The sequence below is a fragment of the Ginsengibacter sp. genome, from assembly GCF_057362405.1.
The window spans coordinates 1-20100 of sequence record NZ_JBMQQG010000088.1 but is presented as its reverse complement, the minus strand read 5'-3'; the positions used below and the strand labels follow the sequence as shown (position 1 = coordinate 20100).

Annotated in this window: 19 protein-coding genes; 12 read left to right on the top strand and 7 right to left on the bottom strand. The window is 36.4% G+C overall.

Annotated elements, in window-relative coordinates:
• The 12 genes from asnB to ACO1O5_RS07690 all read left to right on the top strand — a co-directional run.
• Positions 1–1603: asparagine synthase (glutamine-hydrolyzing) (asnB, locus tag ACO1O5_RS07745; RefSeq protein ID WP_486269268.1), on the top strand; the 1603-nt coding region annotated here is incomplete at its 5' end.
• Positions 1600–2736: a glycosyltransferase family 4 protein gene (locus tag ACO1O5_RS07740; protein WP_486269267.1), complete on the top strand. Its 1137-nt coding sequence runs from the start codon at positions 1600–1602 to the stop codon at positions 2734–2736. The genes asnB and ACO1O5_RS07740, both read left to right, overlap by 4 nt.
• 95 nt (positions 2737–2831) lie before the next feature.
• Entirely contained in the window at positions 2832–3707 is an 876-nt protein-coding gene (locus ACO1O5_RS07735; protein WP_486269266.1) for a MerR family transcriptional regulator, read from the top strand.
• A 130-nt stretch (positions 3708–3837) separates the two neighbouring features.
• Positions 3838–4338, top strand: a complete 501-nt coding sequence (locus ACO1O5_RS07730) for an RNA polymerase sigma factor (RefSeq protein ID WP_486269265.1) — start codon at positions 3838–3840, stop codon at positions 4336–4338.
• Positions 4339–4402: 64 nt separating this feature from the next.
• Positions 4403–5899 (top strand): phytoene desaturase family protein, encoded by a 1497-nt coding sequence (locus tag ACO1O5_RS07725; protein ID WP_486269264.1) that lies wholly within the window; start codon positions 4403–4405, stop codon positions 5897–5899.
• Positions 5900–5941: 42 nt separating this feature from the next.
• Positions 5942–6778, top strand: a complete 837-nt coding sequence (locus ACO1O5_RS07720) for a phytoene/squalene synthase family protein (protein ID WP_486269263.1) — start codon at positions 5942–5944, stop codon at positions 6776–6778.
• A gap of 25 nt (positions 6779–6803) precedes the next feature.
• Positions 6804–7331: an isopentenyl-diphosphate Delta-isomerase gene (gene idi, locus ACO1O5_RS07715; protein ID WP_486269262.1), complete on the top strand. Its 528-nt coding sequence runs from the start codon at positions 6804–6806 to the stop codon at positions 7329–7331.
• A gap of 61 nt (positions 7332–7392) precedes the next feature.
• The gene (locus ACO1O5_RS07710) at positions 7393–7917 is read left to right on the top strand and encodes a sterol desaturase family protein (RefSeq protein WP_486269261.1); all 525 of its coding nucleotides are present in this window, start codon (positions 7393–7395) and stop codon (positions 7915–7917) included.
• Between the two features lie 110 nt (positions 7918–8027).
• On the top strand, positions 8028–9197 hold the full coding sequence (locus ACO1O5_RS07705) for a lycopene cyclase family protein (RefSeq protein WP_486269260.1): 1170 nt from the start codon (positions 8028–8030) through the stop codon (positions 9195–9197).
• A gap of 70 nt (positions 9198–9267) precedes the next feature.
• A complete protein-coding gene (locus ACO1O5_RS07700; protein ID WP_486269259.1) occupies positions 9268–9819 on the top strand; it encodes an RNA polymerase sigma factor in 552 nt (183 codons plus the stop codon).
• A 34-nt stretch (positions 9820–9853) separates the two neighbouring features.
• The gene (locus tag ACO1O5_RS07695; RefSeq protein WP_486269258.1) at positions 9854–10903 is read left to right on the top strand and encodes a hypothetical protein; all 1050 of its coding nucleotides are present in this window, start codon (positions 9854–9856) and stop codon (positions 10901–10903) included.
• Between the two features lies 1 nt (position 10904).
• Positions 10905–11294, top strand: a complete 390-nt coding sequence (locus tag ACO1O5_RS07690) for a hypothetical protein (protein ID WP_486269257.1) — start codon at positions 10905–10907, stop codon at positions 11292–11294.
• Positions 11295–11429: 135 nt separating this feature from the next.
• Here the strand turns inward: ACO1O5_RS07690 and ACO1O5_RS07685 are convergent, their stop codons facing one another.
• From ACO1O5_RS07685 to purD, 7 genes are all read right to left on the bottom strand, one after another.
• Entirely contained in the window at positions 11430–12161 is a 732-nt protein-coding gene (locus ACO1O5_RS07685) for an MBL fold metallo-hydrolase (protein ID WP_486269256.1), read from the bottom strand.
• A gap of 53 nt (positions 12162–12214) precedes the next feature.
• Positions 12215–13570, bottom strand: a complete 1356-nt coding sequence (gene rodA / locus ACO1O5_RS07680) for a rod shape-determining protein RodA (protein WP_486269255.1) — start codon at positions 13568–13570, stop codon at positions 12215–12217.
• Between the two features lie 17 nt (positions 13571–13587).
• Complete coding sequence (gene mrdA, locus ACO1O5_RS07675; protein WP_486269254.1) at positions 13588–15729, bottom strand: penicillin-binding protein 2; 2142 nt, start codon at positions 15727–15729, stop codon at positions 13588–13590.
• Positions 15730–15794: 65 nt separating this feature from the next.
• Positions 15795–16328 (bottom strand): rod shape-determining protein MreD, encoded by a 534-nt coding sequence (locus ACO1O5_RS07670; RefSeq protein WP_486269253.1) that lies wholly within the window; start codon positions 16326–16328, stop codon positions 15795–15797.
• Positions 16321–17178 (bottom strand): rod shape-determining protein MreC, encoded by an 858-nt coding sequence (mreC, locus tag ACO1O5_RS07665; RefSeq protein WP_486269252.1) that lies wholly within the window; start codon positions 17176–17178, stop codon positions 16321–16323. The genes ACO1O5_RS07670 and mreC overlap by 8 nt, the downstream gene beginning before the upstream one ends.
• Positions 17179–17371: 193 nt before the next feature.
• Positions 17372–18397, bottom strand: a complete 1026-nt coding sequence (locus ACO1O5_RS07660) for a rod shape-determining protein (protein WP_486269251.1) — start codon at positions 18395–18397, stop codon at positions 17372–17374.
• Between the two features lie 217 nt (positions 18398–18614).
• Positions 18615–19925: a phosphoribosylamine--glycine ligase gene (gene purD / locus ACO1O5_RS07655; protein ID WP_486269250.1), complete on the bottom strand. Its 1311-nt coding sequence runs from the start codon at positions 19923–19925 to the stop codon at positions 18615–18617.
• Positions 19926–20100 lie beyond the last annotated feature (175 nt).

The window sequence follows — 20100 nt, the reverse complement described above, 5'->3', positions numbered from 1 at the left end:
ATTTAATTTGAAAGGTAAAACTTCTTCAGATACTGAAACGTTGCTGCTCTTATATGACAGGTTTGGTGCAGAATTTCTTCAGTATCTCGATGGCATGTTTGCTTTTGTTATTCATGATAGAATCAAAAACGAACTTTTTATAGCTCGTGACCGGGCGGGTAAAAAGCCTTTCTATTATTACTATGACGAAGAAAAATTTGCTTTTGCCAGTGAACTAAATTGCCTTAAGGAAATGGTCCCGCTTGAAATAAACAACGAAAATTTTTATCATTATCTAAGATTAGGCTCTTTCTACAGGCAATTTACCCCGTACAAGAATGTAACGGAATTAACAGCCGGAAGCTTCATGATTGTTAATTGTGAAACGTTGGCTTTATCAAAAAAAATATGGTGGAATATAAATGATTATTACAAGCAGCAAAACAATGATTCAATTGAAGAAGCCTTGCAAAAAACCGACGGCTACCTTCACACAGCCGTCAAAAGACGAATTGAATCCAGCGACCTTGAGGTAGGTTGCTTTTTAAGTGGTGGAATAGATAGTGGCCTAGTCACCTCCATTGCCAGTGAATACAATGATAACCTTAAAACCTTCACGGTTTCTTTTGATGGGGAATACGATGAAGCGCCTCTTGCAAAGTTGGTGGCAGAAAAATACAGGACCCATCATACCGAGATTAGAATTTCATTTGCAAATTTAAAAAGTGATTTAGAAAAGATCTTATCTAATTATGGAGAACCTTTTTTTGATAGTTCTGCAATACCAAGTTATTATGTAAGCAGGGAAGCCAGAAAATATGTAACAGTCGTCCTCAATGGCGATGGAGCCGATGAGCTCTTTGGCGGTTACCGACGCTATGTTCCATTTGCACGGTATGATTTTTTTAAGAAAAATTACCTGGTTAAGCATGGCGCCTTGTTCTTTAAAAACACTTTGCCACAGCCAAAAAATAAAAGATCAGTACACAATTATCTCTACCGGCTTGCATCTCTTGCATCAAAGTCTAATTTGGAAATTTATCTTTCTGCGGGCGTAGATATTTTTGAAGATTACGAAAAATATATTTTAAACTCCGGATATGATTATCTACGCCCGGTTAAGGAAGATTTTGATAAGATTGCCAACAGTAATTTATCCGGGTTAAAAAAAATTATGAACCTCGATTTTGATACGAATCTTTTTAGTGATCTGTTGGTAAAGATGGATATAGCAACCATGGCGAATTCGCAGGAAGGAAGAAGCCCGTTTTTATGCAAAGAACTGTTGGAATATATCCCTTCTCTCAATGATTCCTATAAAATTAAAGGAAGAACTACCAAGTATATGTTGAGAAAATTAGCGGCAAAATATCTTCCTGCTGCACTGATTAACCAACCAAAAAGAGGATTTGAAATCCCTTTAAAAAACTGGATCGATGGCGAGTTAAAAGAAACTATTTTTGATTATCTCGCTTCAGGTAATTGTTTTTACAAAGGCTTTGTTAAGCAGGACTTTGTTAGCGATTTACTTTATAAAAAAACTAATATTTCATCTGAAAAAAGGGCAAAAATATTGTGGACACTATTATCAATGGAAATCTGGTATAAAAAAGTTTATCAATGACGAGCTTTGAATTGAAAGGCAAGAAAATTGCAGTTATTGAAAATGGGCTGTTCTCAACTTATACAATGAGAGAAGGTCTTATGATGCATCTTTTGAAAGAAGGCTGTGATGTTTATATTCTTACTCACACAAACCGTTTTGTTCCACAGGTTGAAAAAATGGGACTTAAAGTTATTAATATTGGTTCCGGAAATTTAAATCCGGTTAAGGTTTCAAAATATATTTATAATCTTCGGAAAGCGCTGAAGAAAATTAAACCTGATGTGTGCCTTACCTTCAGCATTAGGCCGGCAATATGGGGTAACCTTATCACCCGCCAGTTAAAAATTCCAACTATAACAAATATCACCGGTGTGGGGCCACTCTTTATAAGCAAAAACATTGTATACCGCACGGCACGCACGCTTTATAGGAATGCATTAAGTAAAACCAAAAAAGTTTTCTTTCAAAATTTCGACGATATGAATCTTTTCATTGAAAGAAAATTTGTAAAAAGTTCCATCGCAGAAAGAATTCCCGGATCAGGAATTGATTTCAAAAAATTCAGTCCAATAATTTTAAAAGAAAGGGATTCTCCTTCATTTATATTCTTATTCATCGGCAGGCTTATAAAAGACAAAGGTATTTTCGAGTATATCAATGCCGCCAGGATTATCCGAAAAAAATACCCTAATGCAGTTTTTAATGTGATGGGGCCCTTTTGGACACAAAACCTTAAAAAAAATACCATTACACATACGCAGTTACAACATTGGATTGATGAAGGAGTGATAGAATATCTCGGAGAAAAAAAGGATGTTAGAAAATTTATTGCCGAAGCAGACTGCATTGTTCTTCCGTCGTACCGCGAAGGCACTTCAAATACATTGCTTGAAGCAGCGAGCATGGAAAAACCCACCATCACTACTAACGCTACGGGATGTAAAGAAATCGTTTCTGATAATGTAACAGGGTTTCTTTGTAATGTTAGGGACGAACAGGACCTTGCTGATAAAATGGAGAAAATGATTTTGCTTCCCCCCGAAGAAAGAAAGGAGATGGGCAAAAAGGCGAGGCAGAAAATTATTAAAGAGTATGATAAACAAATAGTAATCCAGGCTTACCTGCGGGCAATACGTGAAGCAATTAATTGAGCTTCATTCTTGACTCAATAATCATAAAATTTGAAAACTTATTTCAACTTATTCAAACTTCTTAGCCGAATAGTTGTATTACGTTATGAAACACTATGCCTTTCACAATAAAAGATATTGAAAATCTTTCGGGGATAAAAGCACATACAATCCGTATTTGGGAACAACGCTATAAATTTCTTAACCCTACCCGTACGGAAACTAATATTAGGTTTTACAGCAACGATGAGCTTAGGATTATTTTAAACATAGCCCTACTTAATAAATATGGTTATAAGATTTCGCACATTAGCCAAATGAGCCGTGAATCGATTTGTGAAAAAGTGCTTTCGCTTACCGATTCAGATGCGAAAGCTAATATTGTTGTTAACGATCTGCTTCAATGTATGGTAGATTTTAACATAGATTCTTTTGAAACCATCCTGGCAGATTATATTAAAAGGGCCGACATTGAGAAAGCAGTGGTTCAAATTATATATCCCTTTCTAGAAAAGGTAGGTATTCTATGGCTCACTAATCATATAAATCCGGCACAGGAACGACTCGTAAGTAATGTTATAAGGCAAAAAATAATTGTTGGGATCGATTCCATTACAACAAAAAAAACTTCCTCTCCAAAAGTCTGCCTTTTTCTGCCGGAGGGAGAATATCATGAACTATCGCTGTTGTTCGTAGCATTTCTCTTAAAGAAAAAGGGAATACCTGTCATTTATCTTGGTGCAAACATACCCATTGAGGAGCTGAAGTCCGTAACATTGGTAATGAAACCCGATTATTTGTATACGCATCTCACCACTGCAGGCCTTTCTTTTAATTTCGAAAAATTTCTATCCACGTTAAATAAAGATTTCCGAAAATTCCCTATCATTATATCGGGGCGACTCACAAGTACTTACGTAAAAAAAATTCCACAGAAGATTATTTTTAAGAGATCATTGGCCGAGGTTAAAGAATTTATCAGTACTCTTTAAGGCAAGAAATTTCATATTAAATATTTTGGCACCCGTTTTGTTAAATTTTTTATTTAAAAAAGTTAAACAAAATAATTCTTCAATTTAATTTTTTGTTTAACTTTGAATCTACAAACGTTAAACATTAATTATGTCAGCTGTTGAATTTAACCAACTTCTTTTAGGTAACGCTGCTTTTTTAAATCCTTTTGCTATCAATCTTACAAAAGACAGGGAAAGCGCTAAAGATCTAGTTCAGGAAACTATGTATAAGGCTATTGCTAATCGCGATAAATACATTTGCGGAACTAATATCAAGGCCTGGCTATATACAATAATGCGTAATATTTTTATAAATGATTACAGAAAAAGAACCAAACAACAGGTTATTTTCGATGGCACAACCAATGATTTTTTGTTAGATTATAACCAAACGGCAATTTCAAATCTGGCGGAAAGCAAACTTAGATTAAAGGAAATACAAACAGCGATTCATCATTTGCCGTCGATCTTTAAAGAACCTTTTATATTATATTTTGATGGATATAAATACCATGAAATTGCAGGAATATTGCATGAGCCTTTAGGTACTATTAAAAGCAGGATTCATTTTGCCAGGAAGCTTCTTAAGAAAAAGATAAGCAAATTTTAAATACCTATAATAAAGGTTAGGTAACATATTGCAGAAGGCTTATCTTTTGTACTTGATTAAAAATTTGAAAAAAGCAGTAATTATAGGCAGTGGGTTCTCGGGGCTATCTACAGCATCTTTTTTAGCAAAGTATGGCTGGGATGTAACAGTAGTAGAAATGCAAAGTATGCCCGGCGGCCGTGCAAGACAGCTTAAACAACAGGGATTTGTTTTTGATATGGGACCAAGCTGGTACTGGATGCCGGATGTTTTTGAAAGATACTTTGCTTGTTTTGATAAAAAAAGAGCGGATTTTTATTCTTTGAAAAGGCTGGATCCTTCTTACAGGATATTTTGGAACGAAAAATCGATGGACATTCCTGCAGACTATAATCAATTAAGAAGTTTATTTGAAAAAGAAGAGCCGGGAAGCGGCAAAAAATTAGACCAATATCTAGAACAGGCAGCTTATAAATATGAAGTCGGAATTAATAAGCTCGTACAAAAACCAGGACAATCCTGGCGTGAATTTTTAGATTGGGATCTTTTAAGAGGAATATTTAAGTTGGATGTATTTTCATCAATTCAAAAACACATTCACAAGTTTTTTAAAAATCCGAGGTTGAGGCAGTTGCTGGAGTTCCCGGTTTTGTTTTTAGGAGCATTGCCGAAAGACACACCAGCTCTTTATAGTTTAATGAATTTTGCCGATATTAAAGGTGGAACATGGTATCCTGAGAATGGAATGTATAGTATTGTTGATGCAATGTATATGCTGGCTAAAGAATTGGGTGTAAAATTTAATTTTAATGAAAAGGTAATTTCAATAAACACCAAAGAAAATTATGCAACAGGTATTAAGAGTGAAATTATTGGTAGTGAACAGCCAATTATAAAACAGTATAGTGGAGATGTAGTAATTGCAACGGCAGATTATCATTTTGTTGAATCAAAACTGTTGCCCCCAAAACTGAGAAGCTATAGCGAATCTTATTGGAATAAAAGAGTTTTAGCGCCAGGCTGTTTAATATATTATATCGGATTAAAGAAAAAGTTGAAAAATATCACGCATCATTCTTTATTTTTTGATGTCGATTTTGAAAAGCACGGCAATGAAATTTATGTATCTAAAGAATGGCCTTCGGAACCACTATTTTACGTAAGCGCTACTTCTGTTAGTGATAAAAATGTTGCACCGGAAGGCTGCGAAAATTTATTTTTTCTTATTCCTGTAGCGGCAGGATTAATGGGAGATTGCGAAACGCTTAGAGAGAAATATTTTGGAAAAATTATTAAACGGTTTGAAGCACACATAGGTGAAGAAGTGAACGATCATATTATTTACAAGAAAACTTTTGGCCCGGAAGATTTCGTAAATGAGTATAACGCATACAAGGGAAACGCATATGGCCTGGCTAATACGCTGTTACAGACAGCCGTTCTAAAACCAACTTGCAGAAGTAAAAAAGTCGGCAACCTTTTTTATGCGGGCCAGTTTACAGTGCCGGGGCCGGGAGTGCCGCCTTCTCTAATAAGTGGGGAAGTAGTAGCAAAAGAAGTAAACAGACATTTTAATTCTTAATTTGTTATTAATAAAAATCATTGTAAACAAAAAACATGGCTTATGATGCAGTTATTTCAAGATGTGAGCTATGAGTGCAGCAAATTTACCACCCATAAATACAGCACTTCTTTTGGCAGCGCTATAAAACTCTTACACAAAGATTTGCAAACCCCAGTCTACAATATTTACGGCTTTGTGCGATTTGCAGATGAAATTGTTGATACGTTTCATGAATTTAATAAAGAACAGTTATTGCGTGAATTTAAAGATGAGACGTACAAAGCAATCGAGAGAAAAATAAGCCTCAACCCGATCCTTAATAGTTTCCAGGTAACAGTAAACCAATATGAAATTGACTTAAAACTTATAGATGCATTTTTTAAAAGCATGGAATACGATCTTCAGAAAAGTACTTATGACGCAGCTTGCTACAAAGATTATATTTATGGAAGTGCAGAAGTAGTTGGCTTAATGTGCCTCAATATTTTTTGTGAAAAAGATCATACAAAATATCAGAAGCTTATGCCTTATGCGCAATCACTCGGCTCAGCATTTCAAAAAGTAAATTTTTTAAGAGATGTGAAATCAGATTATCAGCAACTCGAAAGAACATATTTTCCCGAAGTTGATTTTAGAAATTTTACTGCAAACTGCAAAAAAAATATCGAGACCGAGATTATGGCAGATTTTGCTAAGGCTTACGAAGGAATTATTCAACTGCCACTTAAAGCAAGATTTGGGGTATATGTGGCCTATAAATATTATCTTTCTCTTTTCAAAAAGATTAAGCGCACAGAGGCAGAAAAAATTCTTGAGCGCCGTATTAGAATTCCCGGTTATTCCAAAGCGCTCATAGTAATGAGAGCGGGTGTAAAAAGCCAGCTTGATCTTATTTAATAAAAATTAAATCCAACGTTATATTTTGGTAGAAGTTATTTTGGTAGACAATAATGATATGCAAACTGGGACGATGGAAAAAATAGAAGCGCACAAATTGGGCGTTTTGCATCGTGCCTTTAGCATTTTCATTTTTAACAGCAACGGCGAGTTCCTTTTACAGCGGCGGGCAGAAGGAAAGTATCATAACGGTGGCCTTTGGACCAATACATGCTGCAGCCATCCTCTTCCCGGAGAAGATGTTTTGAGTGCAGCCTACAGAAGGCTTTCCGAAGAGATGGGATTTTCAACAAAACTTACAGCTGCTTTTAATTTCATTTACAATGCAACTTTTGATAATGGATTGACGGAGCATGAATTTGATCATGTTTTTACCGGCATTTATGATGGCGATATTAAAGTGGATAAAACTGAAGTAAGCGATTATTGTTACAAAAGATTAAAAGATATTAACGATTCGTTGCAAACACATCCGCAGAAGTACACCGAATGGTTTAAGATTGCTTTGCCTCAAATTAAGATGTTTCATGAAGAGAATTTTAATAAAATATGATTTCAATCTTAAAGCCATTTTATAAACTGGCCTCCTTTTAAAATCTTAATTTTGTATTTAGATGCAGCTACTTTTATTCATATTAATTATGTTAACCACTTTCTTATTAATGGAGGGAGTTACATGGCTAACTCATAAGTATGTAATGCATGGCTTTTTATGGTATTTGCATGAAGATCATCATAAAAAAGGGCCTGGTTTTTTCGAAAAAAATGATGCCTTCTTCCTGATATTTTCCGTTCCAAGCATACTGTGCATTTTATTTGGAACATTTGACAATAAATTTTGGCTGGCTGCAATAGGCGCCGGTATTGCTATGTATGGCTTTGCTTATTTCGTTGTGCATGATGTTATAATTCACCAGCGCATCAGGGTATTTACACGAAGTAATAATTTATATGTGCGAAGCATAAGATGGGCGCACAAGATGCATCACAAACACCTTGAAAAAGAGGAGGGCGAGAGTTTCGGTATGCTAATGGTTGCGAAAAAATATTGGGATAAAGTAAGAGCTGATAAGAAAAGATTGGCTGAAACTAAGGCCCCGGCCAGCAATCCGGTTTCTTCTGAGTCGCAAACATGGTAGTTAAATTTTACTATAAATGTTATTCTCTTTCCTTGTAATTTCCTGATGATCAGGATTGAATTATTTATCTTCAATTCTTTAAGGACTTTTATCTAATTGCCTTCCCTTACATGGTGTCAAAATATTATGATTATATTTTTCTTGGTGCAGGCTGCGCTTCTTTGAGCGTACTCATGAGAATGATTGACTCCAATAAGTTATCAGAAAAAAAAATCTTGCTTATTGACAGAGAAAGTAAAACCAGGAATGATCGCACCTGGTGTTTTTGGGAACAAGGACCAGGCTTTTTTGAAGATATCGTTTACCGCAAATGGAATGAAGTTTTATTTAAAGCTGGTGCTAGTGAAACTATCTCACTGGAATTGGACCATTATCAATACAAAATGATAAGAGGGATTGATTTTTACAATTATTGCTTTTCAAAGATTAATGCTCAAAAAAATATTAATATTATCCTGGGGGAAATTTCATTTGAAGAAACGGGTGAATCGCGAGGAATAAGAGTTAACGGTGAGTTTTTACCGTGTGGGAAGGAAACTGTGGTTTTCAATTCGCTTTATATTCCGTCAAAGAGACAAAAAAATAAATTTTACCTCCTTCAGCATTTCAAAGGCTGGATCGTTGAAAGTGAAATTGATTTTTTCAATCCTGAACGGGCAACTCTTATGGATTTCCGTGTAGAGCAAACCCAAGGAACCAGCTTCGTGTATGTTTTACCGTTATCTTCTACAAGAGCATTAATTGAATATACATTGTTTAGTGAAAACATTTTACCAGGCGACAAATATGATAGAGAATTAAAATTATATGTAGAAGAATATTTAGGCATCAAAAATTACAGAATTGCAGAAGAAGAATTTGGTGTTATTCCAATGACAAATGAAAGCTTTCCTTATTTTAAAAACGGGATGTATTTCATAGGCACAGCAGGCGGCCAAACAAAAGCCTCAACGGGTTATACATTCCGGTTCATACAAAAGCAGGCGGACAACATCGTTTACGAACTAATTTCAAAAGGCAGCCCATCAAAAGAAAATATGCTGAAAAAAAGATATTTCTTTTACGATAGCACGCTGTTGCATATACTTTCTAAAAGAATGCTGGACGGAAAACTCATTTTCTCTACCCTTTTCAAGAAAAATAAGGCCTCTGATATTTTCAAATTTCTCGACAATGAAAGTACCTTTACCGAAGAAATAAGATTGATCAATTCTCTCCCAAAAAAGGTTTTTACCAAGGCTGGTTTTTCTGAATTTTTTAAGATGCTCTTTAAAAAATAAGATTAAACTTTTTTGTCATACTGCCGTCTTACCTTCGGTTTTTCTATTTTTGCCCAGATATTAAACACGTATGACCCCACACACTGATGACCAGGAACTTTTACAAAGTTTCAAGGAGCCTGCAACCCGGGAACGGGCTTTCACAGGTATTATTAAAAAATACCAGGAAAAGCTTTATTGGCATATAAGAAGAATGATTGTTGACCATGATGACACAAATGATGTGCTTCAAAATATGTTCATTAAAGTTTGGAAAGGGCTTGAAAATTTCAGGGAAGACAGCCAGCTTTATACCTGGTTGTACCGTATAGCTACGAATGAATCGCTAACTTTTTTGAGCCAGCAAAAGAAAAGAAGCTCCGTATCGCTGACCGACGTGGAAACCGGCCTGAGTAACAAATTGAAAAGTGATACCAATTTCGACGCCAATAAACTTGAATGGAAATTGCAACTTGGCATCCAGAATTTGCCCGAAAAACAGAGGCTTGTGTTTAACCTAAGATACTATGACGAAATGCCTTACGAAGAAATGAGCAAAATATTGGATACCAGCGAGGGAGCATTAAAAGCAAGCTACCACCATGCAGCTAAAAAAATTGAGGAATTTATCTTAAATAGTTAAACTTAATACCGTTAAAATAGTCAGATAAAGCGTAATGAAGAATTCACAGGAAATATTAAATGAGTTGATGACCATTAGCCCGCTCCTTGCGGGCCTGGAGAAGGTGAACGTTTTTCTGGTACCTGCGGGTTATTTCAATGAACTGCATTTTCGGATAGCTAATTATGCCATATTGAATAATACTTCGCCGGTAGAAAATATTAATAAAAGAAATATCCAGAAGGTTCCGGAGGGTTATTTTGACACACTAAGTGACTCAATTCTTGCTAAAGTAAAAACAATTTATCCTGAAAGTGCAGATGACGAATTACGTAATCTCTCACCAACATTATTGAATTTAAGAAGTGAAAATGTATTCACAGTTCCGGCTGGGTATTTTGATGATTTGAGGGATTCAAATCTTGCTAAAGTAAATGCAAGTGGTCCTGAAAGTGCTGATGACGAGTTGCGCAATCTTTCACCGGTATTATATGGTTTAAGAAGTGAAAATGTATTCACAGCTCCGGCTGGGTATTTTGATAGTTTGAGCGATTCAATTCTTGCTAAAGTAAATGCAGGTGGTCCTGAAAGTGCTGATGACGAGTTACGCAATCTTTCACCGGTATTATATGGTTTAAAAGGCGAAAATGTGTTTAGAGTTCCGGCTGGGTATTTTGAATCTCTCGCCGAAAATGTTACTGAAAAATTGATGCCTGCTCCTGCCAAAGTTATTACCATGAAAAAAAGAACTTCATGGTTAAAATATGCGGCTGCAGCGATTATTACCGGCATAATTACTATAACATCTTTCCAGTTATTTAAAGGGTCATCTCACAATAGTTTAGCATCTCTCCCGTCTTATTTCGAGGCATCATATCAATATAAAACTGAGGCGGAATTAGATGCCGGAATTGCTAAATTAGATGATGCTGATATTGCCAAATATCTTGAAAAGAATGGTAATGTTTTGGACAATGCCCTGCTAACAACCAACACCGATGAAAGCAACCTGCCAAGTTCAACTGATTATTTAAATGATGAAAATACATTGAATGAGTATCTCGATAAGATAAATGCTCAAAACAATAACAAACTAACTCCTTAAGATGAAAAAATATTTACTTATATTATTTGTAATGCTTGGTGCATTATCCCGGGCTAAAGCGCAGGACGGCGAAAAAATCCAGGCGTTGAAAATAGCCTTCATAACACAAAAGTTACAGCTTACTCCGGATGAGGCTCAAAAATTTTGGCCTGTATATAATCAATATGATAATGAAATTCATAATATTGAACTGGACAAAAGCGACCCTAACGTCATTGACAAGGAGGAAAAATTGCTTAATGTTAGAAAAAAATATCTAACTTCTTTTGAAAAAATTTTGGGTCCTGATAAGACAAACCGGTTATTTAATGCCGAAAGAGATTTTCGCGGCATTTTAATCCGCCGGCTCCAAAACCGCAACCAGCAACGATTAGCGCCTCTTCGCCGGTAAATATTTATTTATTATATACGTAATTGAAAATGAAAATTGGAGAAACTAAAAATTCTCCTATTTTTGTAACTAGGTGTTTTTCATAGGTTAGCAACGGCCGGCCCTTTTTAGGGCAGGCCTTTTTTATAAATGGTATTAAAATTTATATATAGGATATTTAATATCATGATAAAAAAGAAACGTCCATTTTTCTTTTTCTCCCTCCAGCCACCATTGCATTCTTAACTCCATAGCTTTAGCCCCATCATAATCATATTTGGCCTTAAACCTGTTTTTCATTTGCTGAAGTTGCGGCGCAACATCTCCGCCAAAAAAAATCTTTTCATCCATTTCTTCTATCATAAAAACCTGGTGGTATGGACTATGCGCTCCGGTCATTTGATGATGTATATAATCATCTATAGTTCCAACACCTTCTATGAACTGCAGTTGCTTATTACCATCAAGACATAAAAAATCTTCTGTAACATAAGAAGGAAATCCTTTTTGAAAAGCAAAATCCCATTCCTGCTTGTTGATATAGTAAGTTGCATTTTCAAAACTCAACGCATTTTTACCAGGTACTGCAATTCCCCCGGAATGGTCTTTATGAAGGTGAGAAAGAAGCACCTTAGTTACATCCGATGGATTGATACCATTTAAAAAAAGATTTTTATGAATTTGCAATTGATTGTTTTCATCAGCAAATCCCAATCCTGTATCAAGCACCAGGATATCCTTTGAAGTAACGACCGCAAATGGTTGAATCTCTACTAACAGGCTTCCTTTTGTTCTTTGTTGTAAATCGTCTTTGTCAAGCTGAAAGTGAACAAATTTTTTTGTGTGATCGACGGTAAAACTTCCCTCACTTAACGGTATAATCTTCATAATTTTTAAACAGTTACTTAGTTAAATAGTTTTCTAGTTTTCTAATCGAATGTTCATCGTAGTACCATTTGCCTGTCGGCATCCAGTCGAACCAAAATAAAAATCAATATAGTAAAGGTTAATAAAGAAGATCCGCCGTAACTCATTAGCGGTAATGTAATTCCAATGACCGGTGCCAGGCCAACGGTCATGCATATATTAATCGTTACGTGAAAAAATAAAATGGCGGCAACGCTATAAGCGTATACGCGGCTAAAGGTACTTCTTTGCCGTTCCGCAAGAAATACAATCCGTAGCATAAATAATAGATACAAAATGATAACGAAGCTGCTGCCTAAAAATCCAAAGTTCTCTCCCACACTCGTAAAAATAAAATCTGTATGCTGCTCGGGCACAAAGTCGCCCTGGGTTTGGGTGCCTTTCAAAAAGCCTTTGCCAAACAAACCTCCTGAACCAATAGCAATTTTTGATTGCTTCACATTATAATTTTCTTTCGCTTTCTTTAGCTCTTTTGTTTTTAGATTTTCTTTTTGTTCATCTGCTTTTTCCGAAGCTGGCGTGGCATCGGGCACATAATCCACTCCAAACGTATTCATAATCCTTTCCACCTGGTAAGCATGCAGCACATGTTTAAAAATATAAGGAACAGCAAATCTCTGGATGCTTACGCATAATATCCATATGCCCAGTATAGCTACAAGGATTCCTTTATCCCTTTTAATACTCTTTCGGAAGATGAAAACGGATAAAATAGCAATTGAGGTGAGGATAATTGCCAATGTATTTTTTTCTACCAAAATAGTTGCTACCACAAGTATCGCAAACGAAAAACCTATAACAAGATACACAGGTGGCAACCCTTCCCTATACATGGGGATTAGAAAAGAAAAATATACTAACGCAAGCCCCGTTTCATTTTGTAAAATTGAAAATGCAGCCGGCGTCAATATAACTGCTGCGGCTATAAGTTGCGAACGAGGCTTTTCAAAATTTGTTTCAGGTCGCGACAAATATTTTGCGAGAGCCAGAGCGGTAAATATTTTACAGGTTTCGACGGGCTGCAAATTAAAAAAACCTAATGGAATCCACGATTTAGAACCATTGATATCTTTACCGACTACAAATGTAGCCATCATAAGAAATATTCCTAATACATAACTTAGATTAGCCGTTGCCGTAAAAAATTTGCTATCGGTTAATAAGATTACGACGGCAATTACAGACGAAATGCCCAGAAATAGTATTTGGCGCGAATAGTTCTTTTTAAGCCCGATAATATTTTGAAGTATATTTTCATTGTTGTGGTATTCCACCGAAAAAATACAAAGAATGCCTATACAAACCAGTATTATATAAAACCAAATGGTTACCCAGTCAATTCCTTTTGATATTACAGCTTGATTATTCATTAAATGCAGGAATAGTTTTATTTTACTGTGTGCGAAGTATCCGGCTTCCGTCTTCTTTCGGTTAGTATAGCTTCGTGTGTCTGTTTCAAATCGGTATTAGTTTTTTTAGATGGTACAGTGTCTGTAAAAGAATCATTTTTCGGTACTTCTTTTTTTGAATTAAATGAAGAATCAGCATCATCCTCGTCATCTTCAATCTCCGATGTATCTTTCGCTGACTTAATAAGGCCCTTTTCAATACTGTGATTACTATTCTTCACTTTGCTTAACGAATCGCGGATGCGAATGGCTTCTTTAATGCGTTCCGGCATAAGGTCAAGATTGGCTAGCGTTTCGATTTTTGCTTTCCGGTCAGGTTCGGGAATGGAATCCTTCAAGTATTGCTCTATCATAAGGCTTGCTATAGGAGCTGAAGAATTAGCTCCCATTCCGGCATTTTCGCAAATAACGGCAATGGCTATGCGTGGATTTTCCCGCGGTGCAAATGCAGCAAAAAACGCGTGAGATTTTTGCTTAATCCCTTTATAGTAATTTTCAACGGTACCTGTTTTACCACAAACCACAATTCCTGGTATCTTAGCGGCCGAGCCGGTTCCTGTTTCCATTACTCCCTGCATACCATCATGCACAGCATTAAATATCGTATCGGGAATAGACAGGGGATGATGTTTTACTTTAAAGGAATCGAGCAAGCCATAAGTATCTCCTCCTTCAATAGAGTCGACAAGGTGGGGCGTTATGTACCAGCCTTTATTGGCGAGGTAAGCCATTTCATTCGCTACCTGCAATGGAGTAACGTTTACTTCTCCCTGCCCAATACTTACCGATCTGAATGTGCAGAAATTCCAATGCCCTTCACCATAGATTTTATTATATGTTTTAGGAGTTGGAATTAACCCACCTTTTTCTGTTGGAATGTCAATTCCTAATTTATGGCCAAGGCCGAAAGCATGCATATAATTGTCCCAAACTTTAAGGCTGCTGTCGACGGAACCGTATTCAGAATTATTAATTGTTCGTTGCATGACATTTGCAAAGTATGTATTACATGAAACGGCGATGGCCCCTTTTAAGTCGAAATACCCCGGATCGAGACAGCCCATAGGTTTACCACATCCATAAAATGCACCAGTGCACAAAAATCTGGTTGACGTAGATATCACACCTTCCTGCAGTCCAATTAATGCCTGTAATGTTTTAAAGGTTGAGCCAGGCGAATAATATGCATTTACGGTTCTGTTAATCATTGGCAGGCGGGGATCTAATAACAATTCTGCGAAGTGCTTTTTTCTTTCGTCACCAGCCAAAAGGCCCGGGTTATACGTAGGACTACTAATCATAGCAAGAACTCCCCCGGTTTTGGGATCAAGCGCTACAATTGCTCCAACCTTATTTTGCATTAAGTGCTCACCAAATATCTGTAGATTAATATCCAGAGAAAGATGCAAATTCTTACCCGGTACTGCAGCTGTATCATATCTGCCTTTGTCGAGTCGTTCTGTTAACCTGTTCTTATTATCTCTTTTCCAAAACTCAATACCTCTTTGGCCCATTAACACTTTTTCATAACTGCGCTCCAGGCCTGTTCTGCCGGCATAGTCACCAACCTGGTATCCATCACTTTCGTGATTTTTTATAAAAGAAGGATCTACCTCCGACAGATAACCTAATATGTTGCCTCCGGCATTGAAAGGGTAATCACGCACCGGTCTTTCCTGGAGATAAAATGCAGGAACAAATTTGTACATACTTTCATTAATCCTGGCAATTTTTTCCGGTGGCAGTAACGGTTCAAAAATAGATGCCCGATAACTTCTATTTTTAATAATTGAATTTATTATTCTTTTCTTAAACTCTGCCGTATCGATATCGAGAATACGACATAAGGCAACAGTATCCAAGTCCATCCCTCTTAATTTGGAAGGCGTGACCATAAGATCGTAAATGATGGTATTTCTTAAAATTGCTTTGCCGTTACGGTCGAATAAAATTCCCCTGTCAGGATAAATGACCTTACGAAATTTTCCCTGTTCATCTGCCAACACCGAATATTTCTTATTTAAAACCTGCAGGTTTAAGAGCCGCAAAATAATAATCAGTGCCATTAAGGCAAACATGATTATAATGATATTCTTGCGGGACTGATTAAAAACAGACACAGACTTAGAATGGTTTACGGGGGTTGAGAAAGTATAGAACGGTATTTACTGCAAAAATAATATGTCTATACTGTATTAGTCTTAAATCTTTGCTTTCTAACAAATAATAATTCTGTTAATAAAATTAATAATAAACTAATGGCAGAAGACAACAGCGTTTTTAAGATAAAATATAGATATCCCCCGGTTTGCAATGCCTGCAAAAAGAAAAGCAAAGAATGATGCAATAGTGTTAATATGGCAACATAAGTAAAGTAAGGGGTAAATCCCATGCTTTTAATTGAAGGTTCATTATAATTGCTCTCTGCCCCTTCTTGTGAAATAAGCAGGTTTATCAAAAATGGACGCAGGTATGCAATCAATACACACGGGGCCGTATACAATCCATAAGTCTTCATAAAACAATCGAGGCAAAAGCCTAACGCAAAAGCCAAAAGCATTAATGAGCGACGACCAATTTTAAAAGGAAGCCATAGAATAAACAAAAAATAAATGTATGGAGTTATTAAATGATGCAAGGGCGGAACCTGGTTAAGTACATAAACCTGAACAAGTATGAAAAGGGAAAAACGGACGATATTTTTCAAGAGGTTACTCATTGGTTTTTTTCACACTTTTCAGAAGTTCCTGAGGCTCGTATTTTTGAAGGTTATTAATGATGTTAACATACTGCAGATTATAAAAATTTGCAGCCGTTTTTACCTTAATGGTATAAGTGCTGCTTGTTTTATCGTTGACAACTTCCTTTACAGTTCCAATTAAGAGACCAAATGGGAATTTATCAGAAAGGCCACTTGTAATAACGCTATCTCCCACCGCAACTTTAACTTCTTTTGAAATATCTTTTAAAGTAACAACATTGGGCTGCAAACCATCCCACACAACGCTTCCGGTCTCCCCGGTTTTTTTAAGTTTGGCGCTAATGTTACTGAGTCGATGGAGTAAACTCATGACCACTGCATAATTCTTGCTTACGTCTACAACAGTACCAACTACCGAGTTATTGATGTCGGTGACGCCAAGATCGGCAGTTACGCCTTGTTGTGACCCTCTATGAAGCTGAAGATAATTGTTGGGTTGATTTACAGAATTTCCGACCACTTTTGCCGGCAGATACAAGTACCTTCTTTGATGAAGAATCGTGTCTATTTGTATTGTATCTATTGCAAGTTTGCTAACGGTATCGGGCATGTCATAATCCTGTTTCAGTTTATTATATAGGTTAGCATTTGCCTTTACAAGGGAATCATTCGTTTTTTTAAGTTGAAAATAATATTCAACATCATTGTATTGTTTATTGATTTTACCGGTTATTTCTCCAGCGACAGCTGAGTAAACAGTGTGCTGGTAACGATTGTAGCTAAAAAGCATATACAATGATATGCCCATTAAAAATAAAAAGAAAAGGAAATTAAAATAGATGCGTATAAAAAGAAAAATATTTCGCATGACTTATTTCTTTGCCTCAGAAAAAAATATTTGATTTTATAAAATCTTGAAGCATTTCATTTGTAAATTTTACCTCGTCGTCCACGAATGAAATAGCATCTTTATCGCCTGAAATTAGAGTTTTTGAACCAGAAGTAGCTGACGAATGAAAAAGAAAACGATCCAGGCGTTTTTAATCATCTAATAATTTAAGTTAACGCATCACAAAAGGGTAGCGATCGTAATGCTTCAACGCAAGGCCGGTGCCTCTAACAACGCTTTTAAGCGGATCATCAGCAACATGAACCGGAAGTTTAATTTTCGCGGCCAGCCTTTTATCAAGACCTCTTAGTAAAGCACCACCACCAGTTAGATATAATCCGCGGCGATAAATATCAGATGCAAGTTCAGGAGGCGTTGTTTCCAAGGCTTTTAAAATTCCTTCTTCAATTTTAAATATAGATTTGTCCAAAGCTTCAGCAATCTCCTGGTAACTTACCATTATTTGTTTGGGAATGCCCGTTACAAGATCCCGGCCATTTACCGGCATATCTTCTGGAGGGTTATCTATATCCTTCATGGCTGCACCAATCTGAATTTTTATTTGCTCTGCAGTACGCTCCCCGATAAGAAGACTATGGTAACGCCTGAGAGCTTCCATTATATCGGCAGTAAACTCGTCGCCGGCTATACGAATTGATTGGTCACAAACAATTCCTGCCAATGCTATAACAGTTATGCCCGTTGTTCCACCACCAATGTCGATAATCATATTACCTACAGGTTCTTCTACATCAATTCCAATCCCCAGGGCCGCCGCCATTGGTTCGTGAAGAAGGTATACCTCTTTGGCCCCGGCCTGCTCGGCACTGTCTCTTACGGCACGCTTCTCAACTTCAGTTATACTACTTGGAATGCAAATCATCATGCGCCAGCTTGGTGGGAAAAGGGGCTTTTTTGCATAAATCTTTTTAATCATTTCCCTTATCATAAGCTCCGCGGCGTTGAAATCGGCTATTACACCGTCTTTCAAAGGCCTCACTGTTCTAATACTCTCATGGGTTTTTTCATGCATCATTAATGCCTTTTTACCCACAGCCAAGATATTTTTTGGATTATTCCGGTCTAATGCTACTATAGAAGGTTCGTTTACTACTACAACATCGTTATGAATTATCAGTGTATTCGCAGTTCCAAGGTCAATGGCTATTTCTTGTGTAAAAAAATTAAAAAGGCCCATGTTTTAACTAGATATTGAGAAATTATTAATGGATGCAAAGTTGTAGGAAATAATTTGAAATAACAATTGTAACGAAATTTAGATTTTACAATTTTTGATTTGAAATTATCAGCCTGTTTTTTACTCATAAACGCATAACTACAGGTGTTTATGCGAAAAAAAAAATTTATATTTAAAAGTGCATATCCAGAGTAAAATATGAGTAAATAGAAGGTTGTTATTTTACAAATTCATAGCCAATGTCTCTCCTGAAGTACATCCCTTCAAAATGGATCTGATCTAATATTTCTTTTGAAAGCTCAATGGCTTCCGGAAGAGATTTGGCAAGGGAAGAAACTGCGAGTACCCTTCCGCCGTTAGTCAAAACTGACTCACCTTCGCGTTTGGTGCCGGCGTGAAAAACCATTGTGCCTCCATCAGAATCAATGGCTTTTGTCGCCTCTGGATTTTTTATGTATTCGAAATCTATAATAAGTCCTTTTTTATAGTCCCCGGGGTATCCTGCACTTACCGCGACAATTGTAGCCGCCGACTTTCCATCTATTACAATTTCCTGTTTATTCAATTCTTGTTTTTCGGTGGCTATAAGAAGCTTTATCAAATCATTCTCCAGGCGCAACAACACAACTTCTGTTTCCGGGTCTCCCATTCTGCAATTGTATTCAATAACAAACGGTTCATCATCAACTTTTATTAATCCAAAAAAAATGAATCCTTTGTAGTCAATTTTCTCCCCTTTGAGTCCTTTGATAGTAGGTTCAATAACCTTACTTTTAACCTTATTCATGAAAATTTCTGATGCAAAAGGAACCGGGCTTACAGCACCCATACCGCCGGTATTAGGCCCTTTGTCCCCCTCTCCAATTTTTTTATAATCCTTTGCTTCCGGCAAAAGCACATAATCGTTCCCGTCAGTAAGCACAAAAACACTTAATTCGATACCATCCAGGAATTGTTCCACCACAACTTTTTTTCCTGCCTCTCCAAATTTTGATTTTTGAATGATAAGTTCATACTCACCCATTGCTTCAACAGCGTGATTACAAATAACAACTCCCTTGCCACCTGCAAGTCCATCTGCCTTTAAAACAACAGGAAGTTTATGATTCTTTATGTAATCGAGACCTTCCTCGTAAGACTCAGCATCAAACTGTTTATAAGCTGCGGTTGGAATTTTGTGTCTTTGCATAAACGCTTTTGCAAATGTTTTGCTGCCTTCAAGCCGAGCTCCATGTGCTGAAGGCCCGGTAACAATGATGTGATTTAGCTTTTTATCATTTTTAAAAAAATCATAAATACCTTTCACCAGCGGCTCTTCGGGCCCAACCACAACGAGATCAATTTTTTTAGAAAGGCATATTTTTTTTATAGAATCAAAATCTGTTACTGCAATGTCCAGGTTCTCTCCATACTGAGCCGTACCCGCATTTCCGGGAGCTATAAATAACTTTGTACACAGCTCGCTTTGGCTAATCTTCCAACAAAATGTGTGGGCTCTTCCACCTGAGCCAAGAATAAGTATTTTCAAAATAGGGTGTTTTATTATTTTAAGGACAAGAGCCTGCAAGTTAGGAATTACAATTTTTAATTCAGTGCCACTTATAAAGATTTAATATGAGTCCGTTTATTTTTTATAAATTGAAAATCGATATTTGAAATTAATCTGTACTTTACAATTTATTAAAAATGCATTTTAAATTTTT

Bases quoted from the DNA above. Each gene is read 5' to 3' on its own strand.
- ACO1O5_RS07730 (WP_486269265.1), top strand. From the start codon at position 3,838: ATGTCAGCTGTTGAATTTAACCAACTTCTTTTAGGTAACGCTGCTTTT.
- ACO1O5_RS07740 (WP_486269267.1), top strand. From the start codon at position 1,600: ATGACGAGCTTTGAATTGAAAGGCAAGAAAATTGCAGTTATTGAAAAT.
- mreC (WP_486269252.1), bottom strand. From the start codon at position 17,178: ATGCGAAATATTTTTCTTTTTATACGCATCTATTTTAATTTCCTTTTC.
- ACO1O5_RS07690 (WP_486269257.1), top strand. From the start codon at position 10,905: ATGAAAAAATATTTACTTATATTATTTGTAATGCTTGGTGCATTATCC.
- rodA (WP_486269255.1), bottom strand. From the start codon at position 13,570: ATGAATAATCAAGCTGTAATATCAAAAGGAATTGACTGGGTAACCATT.
- ACO1O5_RS07685 (WP_486269256.1), bottom strand. From the start codon at position 12,161: ATGAAGATTATACCGTTAAGTGAGGGAAGTTTTACCGTCGATCACACA.
- ACO1O5_RS07660 (WP_486269251.1), bottom strand. From the start codon at position 18,397: ATGGGCCTTTTTAATTTTTTTACACAAGAAATAGCCATTGACCTTGGA.
- ACO1O5_RS07735 (WP_486269266.1), top strand. From the start codon at position 2,832: ATGCCTTTCACAATAAAAGATATTGAAAATCTTTCGGGGATAAAAGCA.
- ACO1O5_RS07700 (WP_486269259.1), top strand. From the start codon at position 9,268: ATGACCCCACACACTGATGACCAGGAACTTTTACAAAGTTTCAAGGAG.
- ACO1O5_RS07705 (WP_486269260.1), top strand. From the start codon at position 8,028: ATGGTGTCAAAATATTATGATTATATTTTTCTTGGTGCAGGCTGCGCT.
- ACO1O5_RS07695 (WP_486269258.1), top strand. From the start codon at position 9,854: ATGAAGAATTCACAGGAAATATTAAATGAGTTGATGACCATTAGCCCG.
- ACO1O5_RS07710 (WP_486269261.1), top strand. From the start codon at position 7,393: ATGCAGCTACTTTTATTCATATTAATTATGTTAACCACTTTCTTATTA.
- ACO1O5_RS07720 (WP_486269263.1), top strand. From the start codon at position 5,942: ATGATGCAGTTATTTCAAGATGTGAGCTATGAGTGCAGCAAATTTACC.
- ACO1O5_RS07670 (WP_486269253.1), bottom strand. From the start codon at position 16,328: ATGAGTAACCTCTTGAAAAATATCGTCCGTTTTTCCCTTTTCATACTT.